The 20,449-nt window shown below is 57.3% G+C and carries 16 protein-coding genes; 7 read left to right on the top strand and 9 right to left on the bottom strand.

The window, feature by feature from the left end; genetic code table 11:
* The first annotated feature begins 57 nt into the window (after window positions 1–57).
* The 3 genes from glnD to BV390_RS15390 all read left to right on the top strand — a co-directional run bounded on the left by glnD (window position 58) and on the right by BV390_RS15390 (window position 4,078).
* Window positions 58–2,721: a bifunctional uridylyltransferase/uridylyl-removing protein GlnD gene (gene glnD, locus BV390_RS15400; protein WP_032698105.1), complete on the top strand. Its 2,664-nt coding sequence runs from the start codon at window positions 58–60 to the stop codon at window positions 2,719–2,721.
* Window positions 2,722–2,756: 35 nt separating this feature from the next.
* Window positions 2,757–3,581, top strand: coding sequence for a 2,3,4,5-tetrahydropyridine-2,6-dicarboxylate N-succinyltransferase (gene dapD, locus BV390_RS15395; RefSeq protein ID WP_085397083.1), 825 nt, complete (start codon window positions 2,757–2,759; stop codon window positions 3,579–3,581).
* Window positions 3,582–3,688: 107 nt separating this feature from the next.
* The gene (locus BV390_RS15390; protein ID WP_004858100.1) at window positions 3,689–4,078 is read left to right on the top strand and encodes a DUF3461 family protein; all 390 of its coding nucleotides are present in this window, start codon (window positions 3,689–3,691) and stop codon (window positions 4,076–4,078) included.
* A 90-nt stretch (window positions 4,079–4,168) separates the two neighbouring features.
* On the opposite strand, the gene BV390_RS15385 is transcribed toward BV390_RS15390, so the two are convergent.
* The 3 genes from BV390_RS15385 to dgt form a co-directional block, all read right to left on the bottom strand.
* Window positions 4,169–5,326, bottom strand: coding sequence for a CdaR family transcriptional regulator (locus BV390_RS15385; RefSeq protein ID WP_032689414.1), 1,158 nt, complete (start codon window positions 5,324–5,326; stop codon window positions 4,169–4,171).
* Window positions 5,327–5,505: 179 nt separating this feature from the next.
* Window positions 5,506–6,945, bottom strand: coding sequence for a serine endoprotease DegP (gene degP / locus BV390_RS15380; protein WP_004858096.1), 1,440 nt, complete (start codon window positions 6,943–6,945; stop codon window positions 5,506–5,508).
* Window positions 6,946–7,080: 135 nt separating this feature from the next.
* Window positions 7,081–8,595, bottom strand: coding sequence for a dGTPase (dgt, locus tag BV390_RS15375; protein WP_032689415.1), 1,515 nt, complete (start codon window positions 8,593–8,595; stop codon window positions 7,081–7,083).
* A gap of 84 nt (window positions 8,596–8,679) precedes the next feature.
* Between dgt and mtnN the strand changes: the two genes are divergently transcribed.
* The 3 genes from mtnN (at window position 8,680) to BV390_RS15360 (ending at window position 10,937) form a co-directional block, all read left to right on the top strand.
* On the top strand, window positions 8,680–9,378 hold the full coding sequence (gene mtnN, locus BV390_RS15370) for a 5'-methylthioadenosine/S-adenosylhomocysteine nucleosidase (RefSeq protein ID WP_032697294.1): 699 nt from the start codon (window positions 8,680–8,682) through the stop codon (window positions 9,376–9,378).
* Window positions 9,371–10,171: a vitamin B12 ABC transporter substrate-binding protein BtuF gene (gene btuF / locus BV390_RS15365; RefSeq protein ID WP_032697293.1), complete on the top strand. Its 801-nt coding sequence runs from the start codon at window positions 9,371–9,373 to the stop codon at window positions 10,169–10,171. The genes mtnN and btuF overlap by 8 nt, the downstream gene beginning before the upstream one ends.
* Before the next feature lie 142 nt (window positions 10,172–10,313).
* Complete coding sequence (locus BV390_RS15360; protein ID WP_032689418.1) at window positions 10,314–10,937, top strand: TRIC cation channel family protein; 624 nt, start codon at window positions 10,314–10,316, stop codon at window positions 10,935–10,937.
* A 56-nt stretch (window positions 10,938–10,993) separates the two neighbouring features.
* Here BV390_RS15360 and erpA read toward each other — a convergent pair whose 3' ends face one another.
* Window positions 10,994–11,338, bottom strand: coding sequence for an iron-sulfur cluster insertion protein ErpA (erpA, locus tag BV390_RS15355; protein ID WP_004858085.1), 345 nt, complete (start codon window positions 11,336–11,338; stop codon window positions 10,994–10,996).
* An 81-nt stretch (window positions 11,339–11,419) separates the two neighbouring features.
* Window positions 11,420–12,838, bottom strand: coding sequence for a H(+)/Cl(-) exchange transporter ClcA (gene clcA, locus BV390_RS15350; RefSeq protein ID WP_049267597.1), 1,419 nt, complete (start codon window positions 12,836–12,838; stop codon window positions 11,420–11,422).
* A 178-nt stretch (window positions 12,839–13,016) separates the two neighbouring features.
* Here clcA and hemL point away from each other — a divergent pair, with 178 nt between their 5' ends.
* Entirely contained in the window at window positions 13,017–14,297 is a 1,281-nt protein-coding gene (hemL, locus tag BV390_RS15345; RefSeq protein WP_032689420.1) for a glutamate-1-semialdehyde 2,1-aminomutase, read from the top strand.
* Between the two features lie 75 nt (window positions 14,298–14,372).
* Here the strand turns inward: hemL and fhuB are convergent, their stop codons facing one another.
* From fhuB to fhuA, 4 genes are read right to left on the bottom strand one after another with little or no spacing between them, the layout of a single operon-like run.
* Window positions 14,373–16,355 (bottom strand): Fe(3+)-hydroxamate ABC transporter permease FhuB, encoded by a 1,983-nt coding sequence (fhuB, locus tag BV390_RS15340; protein WP_085397082.1) that lies wholly within the window; start codon window positions 16,353–16,355, stop codon window positions 14,373–14,375.
* On the bottom strand, window positions 16,352–17,242 hold the full coding sequence (fhuD, locus tag BV390_RS15335; protein WP_032689422.1) for a Fe(3+)-hydroxamate ABC transporter substrate-binding protein FhuD: 891 nt from the start codon (window positions 17,240–17,242) through the stop codon (window positions 16,352–16,354). The genes fhuB and fhuD overlap by 4 nt, the downstream gene beginning before the upstream one ends.
* The gene (gene fhuC, locus BV390_RS15330; protein ID WP_032689423.1) at window positions 17,242–18,039 is read right to left on the bottom strand and encodes a Fe3+-hydroxamate ABC transporter ATP-binding protein FhuC; all 798 of its coding nucleotides are present in this window, start codon (window positions 18,037–18,039) and stop codon (window positions 17,242–17,244) included. The genes fhuD and fhuC overlap by 1 nt, the downstream gene beginning before the upstream one ends.
* Window positions 18,040–18,085: 46 nt before the next feature.
* Window positions 18,086–20,299 carry a ferrichrome porin FhuA gene (gene fhuA, locus BV390_RS15325; protein ID WP_032689424.1) on the bottom strand — a complete coding sequence of 738 codons (2,214 nt, stop codon included), beginning with the start codon at window positions 20,297–20,299 and terminating at the stop codon, window positions 18,086–18,088.
* Between the last annotated feature and the right edge of the window lie 150 nt (window positions 20,300–20,449).

Raw genomic sequence — 20,449 nt, 5'->3', positions numbered from 1 at the left:
AAAAGCCGGCGCCCGCCGGCTTTTTTATGGGCGATAGTTTTTTCTTATGGTGACGCGATGAGCAACTCTTTACCTGACACTGTCTCCCCTACCCTCTCCGGTCAGCCTGAGAATCCGGGTAGCTGGCCGCAAGGTGATTTGAACTGTGCCGCCATCAAGGCACATCTCGATATTTTCCAGCGCTGGCTGGGCGAAGCGTTTGATAGCGGTATCGCCGCCGGGCAGCTAATCGAAGCGCGAACCGAATTTATCGACCAGCTGCTCCAGCGTCTGTGGATTGATTACGGCTTTGGTCCGGTCAGCGACCTGGCGCTGGTCGCGGTCGGCGGATATGGCCGCGGCGAGCTGCACCCGCTCTCCGACGTCGACCTGCTGATTCTCAGCCGCAAGAAGCTCTCCGACGAGCAGGCGCAGAAAGTCGGCGAACTGCTGACCCTGCTGTGGGACATCAAGCTCGAGGTTGGCCACAGCGTGCGCACGCTGGAAGAGTGCCTGCTGGAAGGACTGTCCGATCTTAGCGTCGCGACCAACCTGATTGAATCTCGCCTGCTGATTGGCGATGTGGCCCTGTTTCTTGAACTGCAGAAACATATCTTCAGCGATGGTTTCTGGCCCTCAGAGAAGTTTTTTGCCGCCAAGGTCGAAGAGCAGAACATCCGCCACCAGCGCTACCACGGCACCAGCTATAACCTCGAGCCGGACGTGAAAAGCAGCCCCGGCGGCCTGCGCGATATCCACACCCTACAGTGGGTCGCCCGCCGTCACTTCGGCGCCACCTCGCTGGATGAAATGGTTGGCTTCGGCTTTCTTACCGAAGCCGAACGTAACGAGCTTAACGAATGTCTGCACCAGCTGTGGCGGATTCGCTTTGCGCTGCACCTCGAGTTAAACCGTTACGACAACCGCCTGTTATTCGACCGCCAGCTCAGCGTCGCCCGCCGGCTGCGCTACGAAGGCGAAGGTAATCAGCCTATCGAATACATGATGAAGGATTTCTTCCGCGTCACCCGGCGGGTCAGCGAACTGAATCACATGCTGCTCCAGCTGTTTGATGAAGCAATCCTCGCTCTCACCGAAGATGAAAAGCCGCGGCCCATCGATGATGATTTTCAGCTGCGCGGCACGCTGATTGACCTGCGCGACGACACGCTGTTTATCCGCGAGCCGCAGGCAATCCTGCGCATGTTCTATATTATGGTGCGTAACAGCAACATCACCGGCATCTACTCGACGACCCTTCGCCACCTGCGCCACGCGCGGCGCCACCTGACGCAGCCGCTGTGCTATATCCCGGAAGCGCGCGCGATTTTCCTCAGCATGTTGCGCCACCAGGGGGCGGTCAGCCGGGGGCTGTTGCCGATGCACCGTCACAGCGTACTGTGGGCCTATATGCCGCAGTGGTCGCATATTGTGGGCCAGATGCAGTTTGACCTCTTTCATGCCTATACGGTCGATGAACATACGATCCGCGTGCTGCTGAAGCTGGAAAGCTTCGCCAAAGAAGAGACCCGCAGCCGCCACCCGCTGTGCGTGGAACTGTGGCCTCGCCTGACCCACCCGGAGCTGATTCTGATTGCCGCCCTGTTCCATGATATTGCCAAAGGTCGCGGCGGCGATCATTCGGTCCTCGGCGCCCAGGATGTGCTGAAATTCGCCGAGCTGCACGGACTTAACTCACGGGAAACCCAGCTGGTGGCCTGGCTGGTGCGCCATCATCTGTTGATGTCAGTCACCGCTCAGCGCCGTGATATCCAGGATCCGGAAGTCATCAAGCAGTTTGCCGAAGAGGTGCAGACCGAAAACCGCCTGCGCTACCTGGTGTGCCTGACCGTCGCCGATATCTGTGCGACCAACGAAACCTTGTGGAACAGCTGGAAGCAGAGCCTGCTGCGCGAGCTCTATTTCGCCACCGAAAAACAGCTGCGTCGCGGGATGCAAAGTACGCCGGATATGCGCGAACGAGTACGCCATCATCAGCTGCAGGCGCTGGCGCTGCTGCGGATGGAAAATATTAATGAAGAGGCGCTGCATCAAATCTGGAACCGCTGCCGCGCCAACTACTTCGTGCGCCATACGCCTAACCAGCTCGCCTGGCACGCCCGCAATTTGCTCAAACATGACCTGAGCAAACCGATGATCCTGCTTAGCTCGCAGGCCACGCGCGGTGGGACCGAAATTTTTATCTGGAGCCCGGACCGCCCGTATCTGTTTGCCGCCGTCTGTGGTGAACTGGATCGCCGCAACCTCAGCGTCCACGATGCCCAGATTTTTACCACCCGCGACGGCATGGCGATGGACACCTTTATTGTGCTGGAGCCGGACGGCAGTCCGCTTTCCGCCGATCGCCATGAAATGATCCGTCACGGTCTGGAACAGACCATCACCCAACGTAGCTGGCAGCCTCCGGCCCCGCGCCGTCAGGCGGCGAAACTTCGCCATTTCTCCGTCGTTACCGAAGTCAATTTCCTGCCGACGCACACCGACAGAAAATCGTTTCTTGAGCTGATTGCACTCGATCAGCCGGGTCTGCTGGCTCGCGTGGGTCAGGTGTTCGCCGACCTCAATATTTCGCTTCACGGGGCGAGAATTACGACAATTGGTGAGCGAGTAGAAGATTTATTTATAATCGCGACGGCGGACCGGCGTGGGCTTAATAATGCGCTACAACAAGAAGTACAACAACGGTTGACAGAGGCCCTCAATCCAAACGATAAAGGGTGACGAACTTTTAATGTGTAAAGAGAAAGAGTAAAACAATGCAGCAATTACAGAATGTTATTGAGTCCGCTTTTGAGCGTCGCGCCGACATCACGCCGGCAAATGTGGATACCGTAACCCGCGAAGCGGTTAACCAGGTGATTTCTCTGCTTGATTCCGGCGCGCTGCGTGTCGCTGAAAAGATCGATGGCCGGTGGGTCACCCATCAATGGCTGAAGAAGGCGGTTCTGCTCTCTTTCCGTATTAACGATAACCAGGTTATCGACGGTGCGGAAAGCCGCTACTTCGATAAAGTGCCGATGAAATTCGCTGACTATGATGAAGCGCGTTTCCAGAAAGAAGGCTTCCGCGTGGTTCCGCCGGCGGCGGTTCGTCAGGGCGCATTTATTGCCCGCAACACCGTGCTGATGCCGTCCTACGTCAACATTGGCGCCTACGTTGATGAAGGCTCCATGGTCGATACCTGGGCCACCGTGGGTTCCTGCGCGCAGATCGGTAAAAACGTGCATCTGTCCGGCGGCGTCGGCATCGGTGGCGTCCTGGAGCCGCTGCAGGCTAACCCAACCATCATCGAAGACAACTGCTTCATCGGCGCACGCTCTGAAGTGGTTGAAGGCGTGATCGTTGAAGAAGGTTCCGTGATCTCCATGGGCGTGTACCTGGGTCAGAGCACCAAAATTTACGATCGCGAAACCGGCGAAGTCCATTACGGCCGCGTTCCGGCGGGCTCAGTGGTGGTTTCCGGCAACCTGCCGTCAAAAGATGGCAAGTACAGCCTGTACTGCGCCGTTATCGTGAAGAAAGTGGATGCGAAAACTCGCGGCAAGGTCGGCATTAACGAACTGCTGCGTACCATCGACTAAGCAGAATAAAAAGCGGGAGATATCCCGCTTTTTTTATATTTGAAGCTGGCGGAGATGGATCTTTTCGTTAATTATTCAAAGGTTATGATGATATCAAAGGTACCGTTATGTACGATAATCTGAAAAGTCTTGGCATTACCAATCCTGATGAGATCGATCGCTATAGCCTGCGGCAGGAAGCCAACAACGACATTCTGAAAATCTATTTTCAGAAAGACAAAGGCGAGTTCTTCGCCAAAAGCGTCAAGTTTAAATACCCGCGTCAGCGTAAGACCGTTGTCGCAGATGGCGTAGGCCAGGGGTATAAAGAGGTTCAGGAAATTAGCCCGAATCTGCGCTACGTTATCGATGAGCTGGATCAGATCTGCCAGCGCGATCGTACCGAAGTCGACCTCAAACGTAAGATCCTTGACGATCTGCGTCATCTGGAAAGCGTCGTCACTCATAAGATCAGTGAAATTGAAGCCGATCTGGAAAAACTGACGCGCAATAAATAAGTGGGTTTTCGCTCCCTGGCCGGCGATGCTTTCCGGGGAGAGACCAACAACAACCCGGATAAGGCATTGTGTCGCTATCCGGGCTCTCTTCTAGCGCTGTTCATCCAGCTGCAGCGCAATATAAAGCAGCAGACGATCGTCAAAATTCCCCAGGTCCAGCCCCGTCAGTTCTGCGATACGATTCAGGCGATACTCCAGCGTATTACGATGAATAAACAGCGCCTTTGACGTCGCCAGCGGCTGCACGTTATGGCGAAACCAGGCTTGTAGAGTACGTCGCAGCAGACCGTTATTATCCATCGCCTTCAGCCGGACCAGCGGACGGGCGAGCTCATTGGCCTGCCAGCCGCCGCGCAGGCTATCGAGCAGCACCGGCAGCATCAAATCCTGATAAAAAAAGCTGCGGCTCTCGGGCATCCGCTGCTTACCGACCATCATCGTGGTGCGCGCGGTGCGGTACGAACGGGCGATGCTGCCGGGGCCGGTAAAAAAGTTACCCAGCGCCACACGAAAGCGCAGCTGGCCGTTTTCTTTCATTCGGGCGATCAGCTGATCGATTCGTTTGCAGTGATCCTCCGCGTCCCAGCGGCCAAACGCATTCAGCGCGGGCTTGAGGACCACCATCTCGGTCAGGGAGACAATCGCCACCAGATTATTGCGATCCGGCGTGGTCAGGGCGGTCTGCAGCTGCTGTAGCTCGGCCATGGCGCTGTCCACGCCAAGCTGGCCGCTATCCACTTCAATCATAGCAACCACGCGGGGCTGGTTCAGATCGATACCCAGCCGTTGCGCCCATTCGGTTAACGCGGGCGTATTCTCTTCTGCCTGAATCAGGTTCATCACCAGCTCTTCACGCAGGCGGCTATCCTGGGCCAGAAGATGCATCAACCGCGACTGCTCCAGCATCATCTCGGCGGTCATGCACACCAGCTCGCCATATTTGCGCAGCGTTTCGGGTTCGCCGGTGAGGCCAATCACACCGACGATCTCCCCCTCCAGACGCAAAGGCAGGTTAATCCCCTGACGCACGCCGTGTAGATGACGAGCAACCGCATCGTCAATATCCACGACCCGCCCCTGAGAAAGCACCAGCAGCGCCCCTTCGTGCAATTCCCCAATTCGCTCGCGATCGCCGCTACCGATAATGCGCCCACGGGCGTCCATTACATTGATATTGGTATCAATGATGCGCATCGTACGCGCCACGATATCCTGCGCCATGTTGGTATCAAGATGCCAGCCAGCCATGTAACCCTCCCGTCAACAGGGGGTCAGCATAAAAGAGTTAACCGAACGTCGCATTGTGCATATGCATAAAGCAAAGCACAGAAGTATGGAGTTGCGGGTGGAGTCACAGAAAGGAGAGCGGGGCAAAAAAAAAGCCCCTTCCCTCGGCGAGGAGAAGGGGCGGGTTTAGCCGTTAGCGATTACTGCATCAGCAGATAGATAGTGCTATCGCCACGCTGGATGTTCAACGCCAGCACCGAAGGTTTGGCATCAAAGATTTTGCGCAGATCGGCGATATTTTTCACCGGCTGCTGGTTAGCGCCGACGATGATGTCGCCTTTCTTGAGGCCAATTTGTGCCGCCGGAGTCCCCGCTTTCACATTATTGACCACCACACCTTTGTCCTGACCTTTGTTGCTCATTTCCGCACCTTCAATACCATTGAAGATGGTGCTGGAGTCAACCTGAGTCTGGTTGCTCTGCTGCAGTTCGACGGTCGCATTGACCGCTTTGCCGTCGCGTACCAGTCCCAGCTGGACTTTGCTACCGATAGGCATCGTACCCACCTGCGCACGCAGCGCGGCGAAGCTGCTGATAGGCTTACCGTTCAGCGAGGTAATCACGTCACCGGCTTTGATCCCTGCTTTCGCCGCCGCAGAACCCGGCATCACCTGGCTGACGAAGGCACCGCGCTGCGCATCGACCTTCATGGCTTTCGCCAGTTCAGAGTTCAGCTCGGTCCCCATAATACCCAGCTCGCCGCGTTTCACCTGGCCATACTTGACCATCTGCTCGGTCAGGTTTTTGACCATGTTGCTCGGGATGGCAAAACCGATACCGATATTGCCGCCGTCCGGCGCCAGGATCGCGGTATTAATCCCGATCAGTTCGCCGTTCAGGTTAACCAGCGCACCGCCGGAGTTACCGCGGTTGATCGCCGCATCGGTCTGGATAAAGTTTTCGTAGTTTTCTACGTTCAGGCCGCTACGGCCAAGCGCGGAGACAATACCCGAAGTGACGGTTTCACCCAGACCAAACGGGTTACCGATCGCCACGGTATAGTCGCCGACGCGCAGCGCATCGGAATCTGCCAGCTTAATCGCCGTCAGGTTTTTCGGATCCTGAATCTGGATTAGCGCAATGTCGGAACGCGGATCTTTGCCAACAACTTTGGCATCAAACTTACGTCCGTCGCTCAGCTGTACTTTAATCGTGGTCGCATTATCCACAACGTGGTTATTGGTCACGACATAGCCTTTAGCCGCATCGATAATGACCCCGGAGCCCAGCGCCATAAATTTCTGCTGCTGGCCGCCATCACCCGGCGCCCCGCCGCCCTGTCCACCGCCCTGACAGAACGGAGAACTCTGGAACGGCGAACCATCCTGGCAGAACGGCGAATTATCACCAAAGAACTGCTGGAAGTTACGCGGCATCCGCGGCGTGTTGACCGTCGTGCTACCCTCAACATTAATGCTGACAACCGACGGCATCACTTTTTCCAGCATTGGAGCCAGGCTTGGCATTTGCTGTGTACTTGAGGCCGAAGAGGACGTTTCTGCCGCGCTCGCAGAGAGCGGGGATAACGCCAGACCTAAACTCAGAGCCAGTGCACTCATTGCTAACGTGGTTTTTTTCATATGTCTCATATCTCGATTTTAGATAACGCAAATTGCTATGTATGTGACTATCAGAGTCATTTTATCGCGCTAAGTTCCGGAATTAAGCATCTGGAAAAAGTAAAAATTTATTGTCCGTCTTTACAAAACCTGTACTTATTCCACCGCCATCAAGCGCCGATATTCATCCCATGCATACAAATCCGTCATCCCACTGATATAGTCCTGTATCAGACGGCAGCGATAATAATATTCCATCACAGGAAATTCTTCATCATCGCGCGAAATCTTATTTACCGCTTCAACATAGGCCAGCCGATGACGCGTCGAAAGTTTCTGGAACAAGCGTGAGGCGATAGGTAAGCTCCTCACCCGCTCTTTCTCCACTAATAAGCTGAACTCCTCCAGCGATAATTTTAACAGCGGCTCATAGATATCCAGAAGACCGCTAATCACCCGATAGCCCTGCAATTCCAGCTGTTCCACGTCCGGATGACTAAACACATGTTTTATCGCGACGTTTTTATATAGCTCCAGCAGCTGACTGCAGTCGCTATCATCCTCAAGCAGCGCATGATTAAAATCACCGGCAAAGATCTTCGGCAAATTATCGATAAACCGGCGTGCTGCATACGGCACCAGTTTATTCAGCGTATTGACTCGTAAATACATAAAGAACTGATCTTCCGTACTTCGACTCAGAGAATTCGCGCGCGATTTATCCCAGGCATTTTCTACCACCTGCGAAAATAAAGATCCTTTTTCATGCTGCCCCCACGCCTCGTGAAGCAGCTGATAAAGTTGCTCTACGCTGAAAATACGTTTTTCTACCGCATCCTCAAGATCGGCCACACAATATGAGATATCGTCCGCCGCCTCCATAATCCAGGTCAAAGGAAAACGATTGTAAGGAGCCAGATCCAGTTCTTTACGCAACCTCGCAATATAGCCCTCTTCGGCTAAATAATAACCAGGCTTCTTCATCAAATAACTGTGGCTGGAGGGAAGTTCTCCCCGCCACCACGCCGGGCGCGTATATTTTAGAATGCAGCCAACCTGCGCCCAGGTCAGGTTCATCCGCATCAGGGTATGCACTAAGCGAATACCCTGCGCGTTGCCTTCAAACCAGCACAGATCCTGACGAACTTTGCTCCGCAGCCCATTAAGTTCGTCAGCGCCCTCCTGCAAACGGAGCGCCGCCACCGTGCAGCTATCCTGCGCTAACGGCGCACCGGCCGCATCGTCAGGCGCGAGCCGCTGACGGAACCAGTCATTAATCGCCGCCTCGCCAAAATGGCCGAACGGCGGATTGCCGATGTCATGCATCAGACAGGCCATCTCCACCACGCTCTCAAACGGCCCGCTGAGCTCATCCAGCCCGTAGGCTTCCAGCAGACGCTGCTCTTTCAGGCGGCTGAGGATCTCTTTGGCGATATAGCGCCCCACCTGCTGAACTTCAAGGGAGTGGGTTAAACGCGTACGCACCGCGGCATTACGTTCCAGCGGGAAGACCTGGGTTTTTTGCTGTAAACGGCGGATTGCCGGCGAGTTGATAATTCGCCCGCGGTCGCTTTCAAAAATACGCAGGATCTCACGTTCCGTTTCGACCCCCTGCGGCGAGCGGTAGCGCCGACGCCAGTTAATCTTGTTGCGAAAATCAATCTTTGCCATGGCCTCTCCCGCGCGAGCAATAACGTTTCCCTTTGAGTGCATGATAGACTATGCAACTAAACCTGACACATCGCGAGTAAATCTATGAAAATCGGCATTATTGGCGCTATGGAAGAAGAAGTTACCCTTCTGCGCGACAAAATCGAAAACCGTAAGACGTTGACCCTTGGCGGAAGCGAAATTTATACCGGCCAGCTGAACGGCACCGAGGTCGCTCTGCTGAAATCGGGTATTGGCAAAGTGGCGGCCGCGATGGGCGCAACCCTGCTGCTGGAGATTTGCAAGCCGGACGTGATTATCAACACCGGCTCCGCAGGTGGACTGGCGTCGACGCTGAAAGTCGGCGACATCGTCATCTCCGACGAGACACGCTACCACGATGCCGATGTCACCGCCTTTGGTTATGAGTATGGCCAGCTGCCAGGCTGCCCGGCAGGCTTCAAAGCCGACGATAAGCTGATTGCCGCTGCGCAAAGCTGTATCGAAGCGCTGAATCTGCACGCGGTGCGCGGCCTGATCGTCAGCGGTGACGCCTTCATCAACGGGTCGGTCGGGCTGGCGAAAATCCGCCACAACTTCCCGCAGGCCGTAGCGGTTGAAATGGAAGCAACGGCGATTGCCCATGTTTGCCATAACTTCGGCGTGCCGTTCGTGGTCGTACGCGCGATTTCCGACGTTGCGGATCAGCAGTCTCATCTGAGCTTTGATGAGTTCCTCGCCGTTGCTGCCAAACAGTCCACGCTGATGGTGGAAAAGCTGGTGCAGACGCTGGCGCGTGGCTAAGTTGCTAAAACGGGCGCTTGCCGCCCTGCTGCTGCTCACCCCGGCGTGGCTCTTCGCCGCGCCACGGGTTATCACGCTGTCACCATCCAATACCGAACTGGCCTTTGCCGCCGGCATTACGCCGGTTGGCGTCAGCAGCCATTCCGATTATCCACCGGAAGCGGCCGGTATCGAACAGGTCGCCAGCTGGCAAGGGATGAACCTGGAACGCATCGTCGCGCTGAAGCCGGATCTGATTCTGGCATGGCGCGGCGGCAATGCCGAACGGCAGGTTAATCAACTGAGCGCGCTGGGGATCAAGGTACTCTGGGTCAATACCGCGACGATTGAAGAGATCATTTCGACGCTGCGACAGCTGGCGCAGTGGAGTCCGCAGCCGGAAAAGGCTCGCGCATCCGCGCAGCGAATGCAGGACGACTATGATGCCCTCAAAGCCCGCTACGCACATACGCCGAAAAAACGCGTCTTTCTGCAGTTTGGCGCCAATCCTCTTTTTACCAGCAGTCGGGGATCGATTCAGGACCAGGTACTGACGTTGTGCGGCGGCGACAACATTTTTGCCTCCAGCCCGGTTCCCTGGCCCCAGGTGAGTCGTGAACAGGTCCTGGCGAGGCAGCCTCAGGCGATTGTTATCCCTGGCGATGTCAGCAGACTCCCTGCAGTTGAACGCTACTGGCATCAGCAGTTAAAAATTTCCCTGATTGCAGTAGATGGCGACTGGTTTGAACGCGCAAGCCCGCGTATTATCCTCGCCGCAAAACAGCTCTGCGAGGCGCTCGGGCAGGTCAAATAGCACCGCTTGCGCAGGGCAATAACGACATCCGCTACAGAGAACGCCAGTGTAACCGATATACGTCCGGTTGGCGGAGGCTGTGCGGATGCAATTTGGTGAGTAAAAATAGCCTGAGGAACCGGGCGCTTAACGAGAACTGACGATGCTTGTCTATTGGCTGGATATTATTGGCACCGCCGTATTTGCTATCTCGGGCGTATTGCTGGCCGGTAAACTCCGGATGGACCCCTTTGGCGTGCTGGTGCTCGGCGTTGTCACCGCCGTGGGCGGTGGGACCATTCGCGATATGGCGCTCGCCAACGGCCCGGTGTTCTGGGTAAAAGACCCCACCGACCTGGTGGTGGCGATGGTCACCAGCATGATGACCATTCTGCTGGTGCGCCAGCCACGCCGGCTGCCGAAATGGATATTGCCGGTGCTTGATGCCGTTGGTCTGGCGGTATTTGTCGGCATCGGGGTGAATAAAGCGTTTCTGGCCCACAGCGGCCCGCTGGTCGCTATCTGTATGGGTGTCGTCACCGGCGTCGGCGGCGGGATCATTCGCGACGTACTGGCGCGCGAAATTCCGATGATTTTGCGCACGGAAATCTATGCCACGGCCTGTATTGTCGGCGGTATCGTGCACGCCACGGCCTATGACACTTTTCATGTTTCGCTGCAAAATTCGGCGATGATGGGGATGGTCGTCACGCTGATGATTCGCCTTGCGGCTATCCGTTGGCATCTGAAGCTGCCGACTTTTGCTCTCGACGATAACGGGCGCTAAACGGGGAAATTGCCCCGGCGGAGAAGAGCTACCGGGGCGAGAATCCAGTGCGGGAATCAGACGCTGAATGAAGACCCGCAGCCGCAGGTGCTTTTCGCATTCGGGTTGGTCACGATAAAACGCGAGCCTTCCAGGCCTTCAGTGTAGTCGACGGCACCGCCGACCAGATACTGCAGGCTCATCGGATCGACCACCAGGCCTACACCCTGTTTTTCGATGGTCATATCGCCTTCGTTAACCTGATCGTCAAAGGTGAAGCCGTACTGAAAACCACTGCAACCACCACCGGTGATATACACACGCAGTTTCAGGTTTGGATTGTCTTCATCTGCAATCAGGAATTTTACTTTTTTGGCTGCAGCTTCAGTAAACTCCAGCGGCAACGCTACGTCATCACTCATTTTATGCTCCCATTGATACTTCTGACCGGTTAAAGAATAACCCGACCTTATGAGCCATTATCTAATACCCTGGTAAATCGTTCAAGTATTCTCCCCGGCAACCTGCTGCGCTTTTGCCGCCTGTTCTGCGGCCTGCTTCGCCAGCGTGCGCTCCAGGATCGTGGAATACAAAGGCTTACCGCCAAGGAATTGCGCCAGTAGTGTTGCGCCAAGACAGGTAATAATCATTGGCAAAATGAGCTGATAGTTATCGGTCATCTCCAGCACCAGCACAATCCCGGTCAGCGGAGCGCGGATTGACGCCGCCAGCAGGGCCCCCATTCCGGCAATCGCAAAGGTCCCGGCATCCAGATGATAGGCCGGCAACATCGGCGTGACCGCCATCCCGAAGGCGGTTCCCAGCAAGGTTCCCAGCGCCAGCATCGGCGCAAAAATGCCGCCGGGAGCCCCGGAGGAGAAACAGAGTAATGTGGTTATCACGCGGGCGATAAAGATAAACAGCAGCAGTCCCACGGAAAAGTTGCCCGCCGCAGCAATCGGAATCAGGTTAAAGCCGCCCCCCGCCGCCGCCGGTTGAATCAGCCCGAGAACGCCGCACATCCCGCCGATTAACCCGCCGATTAGCACCCACTTCTTCGTATTGCCGCCATGAATACGCTGGAACATATCCTGGGTGCGCAGCACCAGGCTATTAAACAGCGGGCCAACGCAGCCAAAAATCATCCCCAGGATCAGGTACAGCCACAGCGTATTCACCGGCGCATCGCTCAGCTTGCCGACCTCAATAATCGCCGATTCGCCATTAAAGATACGGAACACAATGCTCGACATGATCACGCCGGTAAAGACGGCTTTAATCGAAATCAGGTTGTAGCGAAACTGCGGGCGCATCTCTTCGATAATGAATAAAATCCCCGCCAGCGGCGCGTTAAATGCCGCAGAGAGCCCCGCCGCAGCCCCGGTGGCCAGCAACGTGTGGCGCGCTTCGGGGCTGCGCATGCGGAAAATATCCAGCACCATTCGCCCGACGTTGCCGCCCAGCTGTACCGTTGGCCCTTCGCGACCGAGCACCATGCCGGCGCCCAGCGTCCCCATCCCGCCGATAAATTTCACCGGCAGCACTCGCCACCAGCGAACCGGACGCAGCTCTTCCAGCGCCCCTTCGATCTCCGGTATGCCGGATCCCCCCGCCTCCGGCGCGAAACGGCGCACCAGAAAATAGCCCACCATCGCCAGCAACGCAGATAAAATAAAGGCCAGCGGCCAAATCAGGAACCCGTGATCCGCCACCTGCACCAGCGAACCGATGCGCATGTTCTGCACCCAGTTGACGCTCTTTTCAAAGGCGACCCCCACCAGCCCGGCCAGCGTGCCGACCACGGCGGCCATCAGCAGCACCGCCAGCGGCGTTTTGTCACGTTGAACTAATCGACGTACCACATCGCCACGACGCAAGCGCACGATTTGTTTTGCTTCAAAAGTAGAGGCTTCTGTTTTCATACTCTTATCGTCAATAGTCATACAAATACGAAGGGGACATTTTAGCCTTCTGAACGTCCTACGTCGCGGGAAAAATGCACCGGCTGCGCTTTGTTTCAATTGGGCAAAACTTTCATAACTATCCTGGAATAACTTAGAATAACCAGCAAAACATTTATCACGAACCAGGATCATGGCAATGAGCAAATCTGAAACACTCTATAGCGCCGCACGTGAACTCATCCCCGGCGGCGTGAACTCGCCGGTCCGTGCCTTTAGCGGCGTGGGCGGTACACCGCTGTTTATCGAACGCGCCGACGGCGCCAGACTGTACGATGTCGACGGTAAAGCGTATATCGATTATGTCGGCTCCTGGGGACCTATGGTGCTGGGCCATAACCATCCGGCCATTCGCAACGCGGTGATTGAAGCCGCGGAACGCGGCCTGAGCTTTGGCGCGCCGACGGAAATGGAAGTCAAAATGGCGGAGCTGGTGACCGAACTGGTCCCCACGATGGATATGGTGCGGATGGTGAACTCCGGTACCGAAGCAACCATGAGCGCCATTCGCCTGGCCCGTGGCTTTACCGGCCGTGACAAAATCATCAAGTTTGAAGGGTGCTATCACGGCCATGCCGACTGTCTGCTGGTGAAAGCGGGCTCCGGCGCGCTGACGCTGGGCCAGCCGAACTCACCGGGCGTACCGGCTGATTTTGCTAAACATACCCTGACCTGTACCTATAACGATCTGACTTCCGTTCGCGCCGCGTTTGAGCAGTATCCGCAAGAGATTGCCTGCATCATCGTCGAGCCGGTAGCCGGCAACATGAACTGCATCCCACCGCTGCCGGAGTTCCTGCCGGGCCTGCGGGCGCTGTGCGACGAATTTGGCGCGCTGCTGATTATCGATGAAGTGATGACCGGCTTCCGGGTGGCGCTGGCGGGCGCGCAGTCATACTACGACGTAGTCCCGGATCTGACCTGTCTGGGCAAAATCATCGGGGGCGGCATGCCGGTCGGCGCATTTGGCGGTCGTCGCGAGGTGATGGATGCCCTGGCCCCGACCGGCCCGGTGTATCAGGCCGGAACCTTGTCTGGTAACCCGATAGCCATGGCGGCCGGTTTTGCCTGCCTGACCGAAGTCGCGCAGCCGGGCGTCCACGAAACGCTAACGGATTTAACCAATCAGCTCTCTCAAGGGCTGCTGGATGCCGCACGCGAAGCGGGCATTCCGCTGGTGGTGAATAATGTGGGCGGCATGTTCGGCCTCTTCTTTACCGATGCCGAGACGGTCACCTGCTATCAGGATGTGCTGAAGTGCGACGTTGAACGCTTTAAGCGTTTCTTCCATCTGATGCTGGAAGAAGGCGTCTATCTGGCGCCATCGGCGTTTGAGGCCGGCTTTATGTCGATAGCCCACACCCCTGATGATATCAACGATACCATCGCCGCCGCCCGTAAGGCGTTTGCGAAGCTGTAATGCAATGCCGGGCGGCGCAAGCTTGCCCGGCCTGTGTTTGTGTCGCCCCGCTAAGCGAAACGCCAGCGGGGAAAATTATCGGCTCTGTTTCCTCAGCAGATAAATAAAGTACGGCGCGCCGATAAAGGTCGACAGCAGACCTGCGGGGATCTGATACGGAAACATCATCATTCGCCCGCACCAGTCGGCAAAGACCAGCAGCAACCCACCAATCAGCCCGGCCATCACCATCTGCGGCATCGTCCGGCGGAATCCCATCATGCGCGCAATATGCGGCGCCATCAGGCCAACAAAACTCAGCGGGCCAATAGTCAGCGTGGCGGCTGCCGTCAGGCCGGCGGCCAGCAGCAGCAGAGCGACCCGCGACGGCGTCAGCGCCATGCCTACCGCGCGAGCGGCTTCCCCCCCCAGCGGCAGAATCATCAGCCAGCGCCGACACAGCGGCACCAGAATCAGCAACAGCACCATCGCAATCCCGCTGCGCACCACCATCTCCGGCGTGGCGCTGTAGGTCGAGCCGGAAATCCACGTCAGAATCTGCGCCATTCGCGGATCGCCGCTGGCCTGCAGCATCATCAACAGCATAGTGAAGGCGGTGCTGAGCGCCATCCCCGCCAGCAGCATCCGGTGCGGTGAGAAACCGCCGCGCCCGGCAGCAACCAGGATAACCAGCAGCGTCGCCGCCGCCCCCAGGCTACCGGCAGGCAGCAGCCAGCCGAAAGCGTTGCCGGGAACGAAAAACAGCATCAGGACAATACCAAAAGCCGCGCCGGAGCTGATGCCCAGCACTTCCGGGCTGGCCATCGGGTTACCGGTCAGACGCTGGATAATACAACCCGCGACCGCCAGCATCACCCCGGCAAACAGCGCGGCGAGCACCCGCGGCCAGCGCCACGGCATCAGTTGATCCAGCAGCGTGCCGCTCGCCCAGTGCCAGCTCTGGGCATCTCGGCCAAAGGCCAGCGCCACGAGGAGCGCCAGCAGCAGAATCAGCAAGCCGCCAAACGCAAATCCCCGTACGTTTTGCCGTTCCACCAGCACTTTATCGCCGGCATTCATCACCGGCGCACTGATGCTGCGCAAGCGCGGCAGCAGCCACAGCAGCAGCGGCGCGCCGATCAGCGCCGTTACGGAACCAGTGGACACTTCCCGCCACACCCGGGTCAGCCACAGAATAATTTGGTCAGACAGCCAGAGAATGAGCGCGCCAATCACCGCCGCCAGCAGCAGTCGCGACAGCAGACGACGCGCGCCGAGCATTTTCGCCAGCAGCGGCGAAAACAGGCCGATAAAACCGATAATCCCCACCGCATTCACCAGCATCGCGCTGATCACGATAGCCAGCGTCAGCGTGGCCAGGCGCGCCAGAGAGAGCGCCAGTCCGAGATTACGCGCCACGCCATCATCCAGCCCCATCAGCGTGAGGGGGCGCAGCAGCAGCAGCGTTAAAATGAGGCCACCGAGCAGCTGCGGCCACAGCCGTTGCACCACGCTCCAGTCGGTTTGCGTCAGCGTACCGGTGCTCCACAGGAACATACTTTGCAGCTGATCGTGATGGAAAATGACCATTAGCTGGTTCAGCGCCCCGCAGTACAGACTGACCACCAGACCGGCCAGAATCAGGGTTACCGGCGACAGCCGTTTTCCCCACGAGACGCCGAAAACCAACGCCCCGACAAGACAGGCCCCCGCCAGCGCGGCGAACTGCGAAGCCAGAACGCCGGGAATCGCCCACAGCGTCGTCACCGTCATCCCCAGCTGAGCGCCGGTCGCGACCCCGAGGGTGGTCGGTTCCGCCAGCGGGTTGCGCAGCACCTGCTGGAACAGCACGCCCACCAGTCCGAGCCCCGCGCCAACCAGCAGCGACACCGCCAGTCTCGGCAGCAGGCTGTAGTGGAACAACATCTGCGCGATATTGTCGATATCCGGCTGCCACAGCGCCTGACGCCACTCGTGCTGCGGCAGCGCCGCCTGGAGATTGAAGAAGCTGAGCGCAAACGCGGCAATCGCCAGCACCGTCAGCAGCAGAGCCGCCAGAGGAGACAGTCGCGATCTCATGCCTCACCTCCCTGAGCATCCGCCAGTACGCGGGCAAAATGCATCGCCGACAGCGTCGCGCCGTAGAACCAGACCGCCGGCACGCGCTGGAAGCGCCCTTCGCGGACAAACGGCATCGCCTGCCAGAGCGGCGTACTCATCAGTTGGCTCATTTCGGCATGATTACCATGATCAAAGCAGATAACATCGGTCTCTTTGTAGGCGGCCAGCCGATCGATACCGACGCTGACGCTGCCCCAGAAGGCGGTTTCACCGCGCCAGGCATTTTTAATCCCCAGGCGATCGAGCACCTCCTGGAACAGGCAATTATTGCCGAAAACCAGGACATGGCGGGGATCGAGCAAGGTGATCATCAGCAGCGGACGATCGCCTCGACGGGCGAAACGCGGGCGCAGGTTCTCCATCAGCGCATCAAATTCCGCCAGATGGCGCTTCGCCGCCTGCTGGCGGCCAATCAGCTCGGCCATCTCGTTGAGTGACTGCTGCGCCATCAGCAGCGGTCGTTTACCGTCGCTGAAGGTGAATCCCCGCCCCGGGGCAATACGCGCCAGTTTCTCTGGCGACGGCCCGTATCCGGCCGACCAGACGATAAACGACGGTTTCATCTGCGTCAGCAGCTCGAGATTCGGCTCCGTACGCAGCCCGACATCAATCACCGAGGAGGGCAGCGCCGGTTCATTCACCCACAGGTTATAGTTCGGGATATCGGCCACGCCGTAGGGCGTCACGCCAAGCGCCAGCAGGAGTTCTGCCGGCAGCCACTCCAGCGCCACAATACGCTGCGGATCGAGGGTTGCGGCCTGGGCGCCGCGCATCTGCCACAGCAGGGGTGACAGGGCCATCGCCGCCAGCAGACGGCGACGGGTTATTAAAGGCGTCTTTTCCATCAATAGACAAAGCTTACCGGCGCGCTACCCGCCGGATGCGGCAGAATACCCATCGGAATACCGTAAATTTGCTCCAGCGTTTCGCTGCGCATCAGCTGCGCGGGCGTTCCCTGAGCAATCATCTCACCACCGCGTAACGCGACCAGATAATCACAGTAACGGGCAGCCATGTTGATATCGTGCAGGACGGCGATCACCGTTAACCCGCGCTGTTGACTCAAACGATGCACCAGTGCCAGGACATCAACCTGATGGGCGATATCCAGCGCCGAGGTGGGTTCATCCAGCAATAAACAGCGGCTGTCCTGCGCCACCAGCATGGCAATCCACGCCCGCTGCCGTTCACCGCCGGACAGGCTGTCAACCAGCCGGTGCGCCAGCGGCTTAAGACCGACCAGCGCAATCGCCTCTTCCACTTTCTCGCGGTCGGCGGCGCCAAAACGCCCCAGCGCGCCGTGCCACGGATAGCGGCCGATTGCCACCAGCTCACGCACCGTCATCCCTTCCGCCGGCGGTAACTGCTGCGGCAGGTAGGCCACTTTACGGGCAAAGGCTTTGCTGCTCCAGCTGTCCAGCGGCTGCCCGTCCAGCAGCACATCGCCTTCCGACGGCGGCTGATGACGGCCGAGCATTTTCAGCAGTGTGGATTTGCCGGAGCCATTATGGCCAATCAGCCCCGTCACTTGTCCCGCCGGGAAAGTTAAGGAGAGAGGATGCAGCAGCGTACGGCCAGGTACGCGGAAGGTAACGCGATTCAACGAAAACGTGGTATCAGAGTGCGGAGAGTTTTCCTGCATAGCGGCGACCTGGTGAACGGCGCGGCGAACCGCGCCCGGTAAGTGATTAGAAGCGGAAGGTTCCGGTCGCAATAACCTGACGTCCTGCGCCCCAGTAGCACGCGTATTCGCTGTAGCAGCTGGATACGTACTCACGATCGAACAGGTTGTTCACGTTGATCCCCACAGACGATCCTGGCAGACCAAAACGCGCCAGATCGTATTTCACCGTGGCATCCATCAAGGCATAGCCAGCCACGTTGAAGGAGTCGTTTTTCTTCCCGGTGTCCGTATCATTTTTGTAGTAGCTCACCGTCGAGCCGATATAACGCGCCCCGGCCCCAACCGTCAGACCGCTCAGCGCGCTCTCGTGGAAGGTATAATCCGCCCACAGCGACGCCATGTTGCGCGGAACTTCCGCCGGACGTTTGCCTTTGAATACGGTGTCTTCGGTGTACTCCGCATCGGTATAGCTATAGGCCGCCGTCAGGTTGATATTGGCATTGACCGCCGCTTTTGCTTCCAGCTCAAAACCGCGCGAGCGAATTTCACCTGTTTGAACGCTATAAATTCCGTACGGATCGTTGGGATCCGCGGTCAGGTTTTTGTCTTTGGTCAGCTGATAGACTGCCGCGGTCACCACCACCGGCATATCTTTCGGGACGTATTTCACGCCCGCTTCATACTGCTCGCCGCGGGAAGGATCGAACGGCTTGCCTTCGCGGGAAGAGCCGGAAACCGGTTCGAAGGACTGGCTATAGCTGAAGTACGGAGAAATTCCGTTATCGAACAGATAGTTAATACCGCCACGCCAGGTAAACTGCTGATCGTGGTTTTCCGCGAGATCGTTAGAAGAGCGCGTCAGGGTTGAAGCCATGGCGTAATCATAGCGGCCGCCCAGCGTCATCACCCATTTGTCCCACTCCATCTGGTCCTGAGCATACAGGCCGGTCTGCTCCATGCGGTTCAGCACCGCGTAGGGGAAGTTCACGTTGACGTTCGCATCACCGTATTGCGGGTTGCTCATGCTGATTGAATCGGCAGAACCGTATTCAGCATTCACATCGTTACGCATGCGCGAATAATCAACGCCGGTCAGCAACGTATGGTTGACCGCGCCGGTGGCAAAGTCAGACTGCAGCTGCGTATCAACGGTGAACGTATTGAGATGTTCATCAGAACGCACATAGGCGCGGTTGATTTGGCCCGGAGCCGAATAGCCGTTACCGTAAACGGAGCGATACAGCGTCTTCACGTCGGCATAGCGCAGGTTCTGGCGCACGGTGAAGGTGTCATCGAACTGATGCGAGAAGCTGTAGCCGACCATCTGCTGACGGCGGGACATCTTGTTATCCGGCTCGCCTTCGTTGTAATCAGTCGGCAGCTTATGGGCGTTGCCGTTGGCGTCGTAATACGGCACCACGGTCCCTTCGCGAGGCAGCCAACCGTAGTAACCGGCATACGGATCGTTCTGGAAGTTACTGAGGAAAGTGAAGTCGGTTTTATCATCCGGACGCCAGCTGAAGGAGGGCGCGACCGCGTAGCGAGTTGATTTCGCCATCTGCTGCTGCGCATCCTGACTGCGGCCTAAACCGGTCAGTCGATATGACCACACGCCGTTATCATCGATGGCATCACTGAAGTCAAAACCGGTCTGCCACAGATTATCGGTACCCATTTTGAACTGAATTTCTTTCAGCGGTTCGGTCGTCGGACGCTTGCTCACCATGCTGACGATACCGCCAGGGTTGCTGTTGCCGTACAGCACCGATGTTGGTCCACGCATCACTTCCACGCGCTCAAGGAAGTAAGGGTCCATCGACACTTCTGAATAGTTATTCCCCTGCAGCTTCATGCCGTCCAGATACTGGTTGGTATTGACCGTTGTGGAGGTCGTGAAGCCGCGAATGGTCACCACGTCATAGGTGGTAGAGCTGCCGCGGGTGGAGAAGACGCTCGGCGTATAGGACAGCGCCTCTTTTACCGTCGTCGGCTGCTTCATGTCCATCTCGGCGCGGGTGACGACGGAGACAGACTGTGGTGTTTTTTCAATCGGAGTATCGGTTTTGGTCGCCGTTGCCGAATGTTTCGCAGCGATCGTGGGCGCCGGCCCCCAGGCACTCTCTTGGGTGGCCGGTGCCGCGATAACGGTGATGGTTTCTTCTTTTTTCGGTTCAACTGCTGCCTGCGCATAGACAGACATGCCGCTAACCGCCGTGGCTACTACGACTGCGATTTTACGCAGCGAGTGATTTGGCTGAGCAGTTTTTGGACGCGCCATGGGTATATCTCTGATGAAAGTGAATGATAACGTAAACGAGAATTATTATTATGACCGTTGCATAATAGGCGAAACGCAGAATACAAGGCAAGTGGTATGCCCCGCGCTGGAGACTGAAGGACGAAATAATAACCAGGCAGTTATTGTGGG

It is taken from the genome of Klebsiella sp. YJ, from assembly GCF_002108615.1.
GTDB classification, from domain to species: Bacteria; Pseudomonadota; Gammaproteobacteria; order Enterobacterales; family Enterobacteriaceae; genus Klebsiella; species Klebsiella planticola.
This window is presented reverse-complemented; position numbering and strand designations above follow the sequence as displayed.

Excerpts from the sequence above, each read along its gene's own strand:
- BV390_RS15360 (WP_032689418.1), top strand. The coding sequence starts at position 10,314 with ATGCTTGTCTATTGGCTGGATATTATTGGCACCGCCGTATTTGCTATC.
- fhuC (WP_032689423.1), bottom strand. The coding sequence starts at position 18,039 with ATGCAGGAAAACTCTCCGCACTCTGATACCACGTTTTCGTTGAATCGC.
- fhuA (WP_032689424.1), bottom strand. The coding sequence starts at position 20,299 with ATGGCGCGTCCAAAAACTGCTCAGCCAAATCACTCGCTGCGTAAAATC.
- hemL (WP_032689420.1), top strand. The coding sequence starts at position 13,017 with ATGAGCAAATCTGAAACACTCTATAGCGCCGCACGTGAACTCATCCCC.
- clcA (WP_049267597.1), bottom strand. The coding sequence starts at position 12,838 with ATGAAAACAGAAGCCTCTACTTTTGAAGCAAAACAAATCGTGCGCTTG.
- erpA (WP_004858085.1), bottom strand. The coding sequence starts at position 11,338 with ATGAGTGATGACGTAGCGTTGCCGCTGGAGTTTACTGAAGCTGCAGCC.
- glnD (WP_032698105.1), top strand. The coding sequence starts at position 58 with ATGAGCAACTCTTTACCTGACACTGTCTCCCCTACCCTCTCCGGTCAG.
- mtnN (WP_032697294.1), top strand. The coding sequence starts at position 8,680 with ATGAAAATCGGCATTATTGGCGCTATGGAAGAAGAAGTTACCCTTCTG.
- degP (WP_004858096.1), bottom strand. The coding sequence starts at position 6,945 with ATGAAAAAAACCACGTTAGCAATGAGTGCACTGGCTCTGAGTTTAGGT.
- dgt (WP_032689415.1), bottom strand. The coding sequence starts at position 8,595 with ATGGCAAAGATTGATTTTCGCAACAAGATTAACTGGCGTCGGCGCTAC.
- fhuB (WP_085397082.1), bottom strand. The coding sequence starts at position 16,355 with ATGAGATCGCGACTGTCTCCTCTGGCGGCTCTGCTGCTGACGGTGCTG.
- BV390_RS15385 (WP_032689414.1), bottom strand. The coding sequence starts at position 5,326 with ATGGCTGGCTGGCATCTTGATACCAACATGGCGCAGGATATCGTGGCG.
- dapD (WP_085397083.1), top strand. The coding sequence starts at position 2,757 with ATGCAGCAATTACAGAATGTTATTGAGTCCGCTTTTGAGCGTCGCGCC.
- BV390_RS15390 (WP_004858100.1), top strand. The coding sequence starts at position 3,689 with ATGTACGATAATCTGAAAAGTCTTGGCATTACCAATCCTGATGAGATC.
- fhuD (WP_032689422.1), bottom strand. The coding sequence starts at position 17,242 with ATGGAAAAGACGCCTTTAATAACCCGTCGCCGTCTGCTGGCGGCGATG.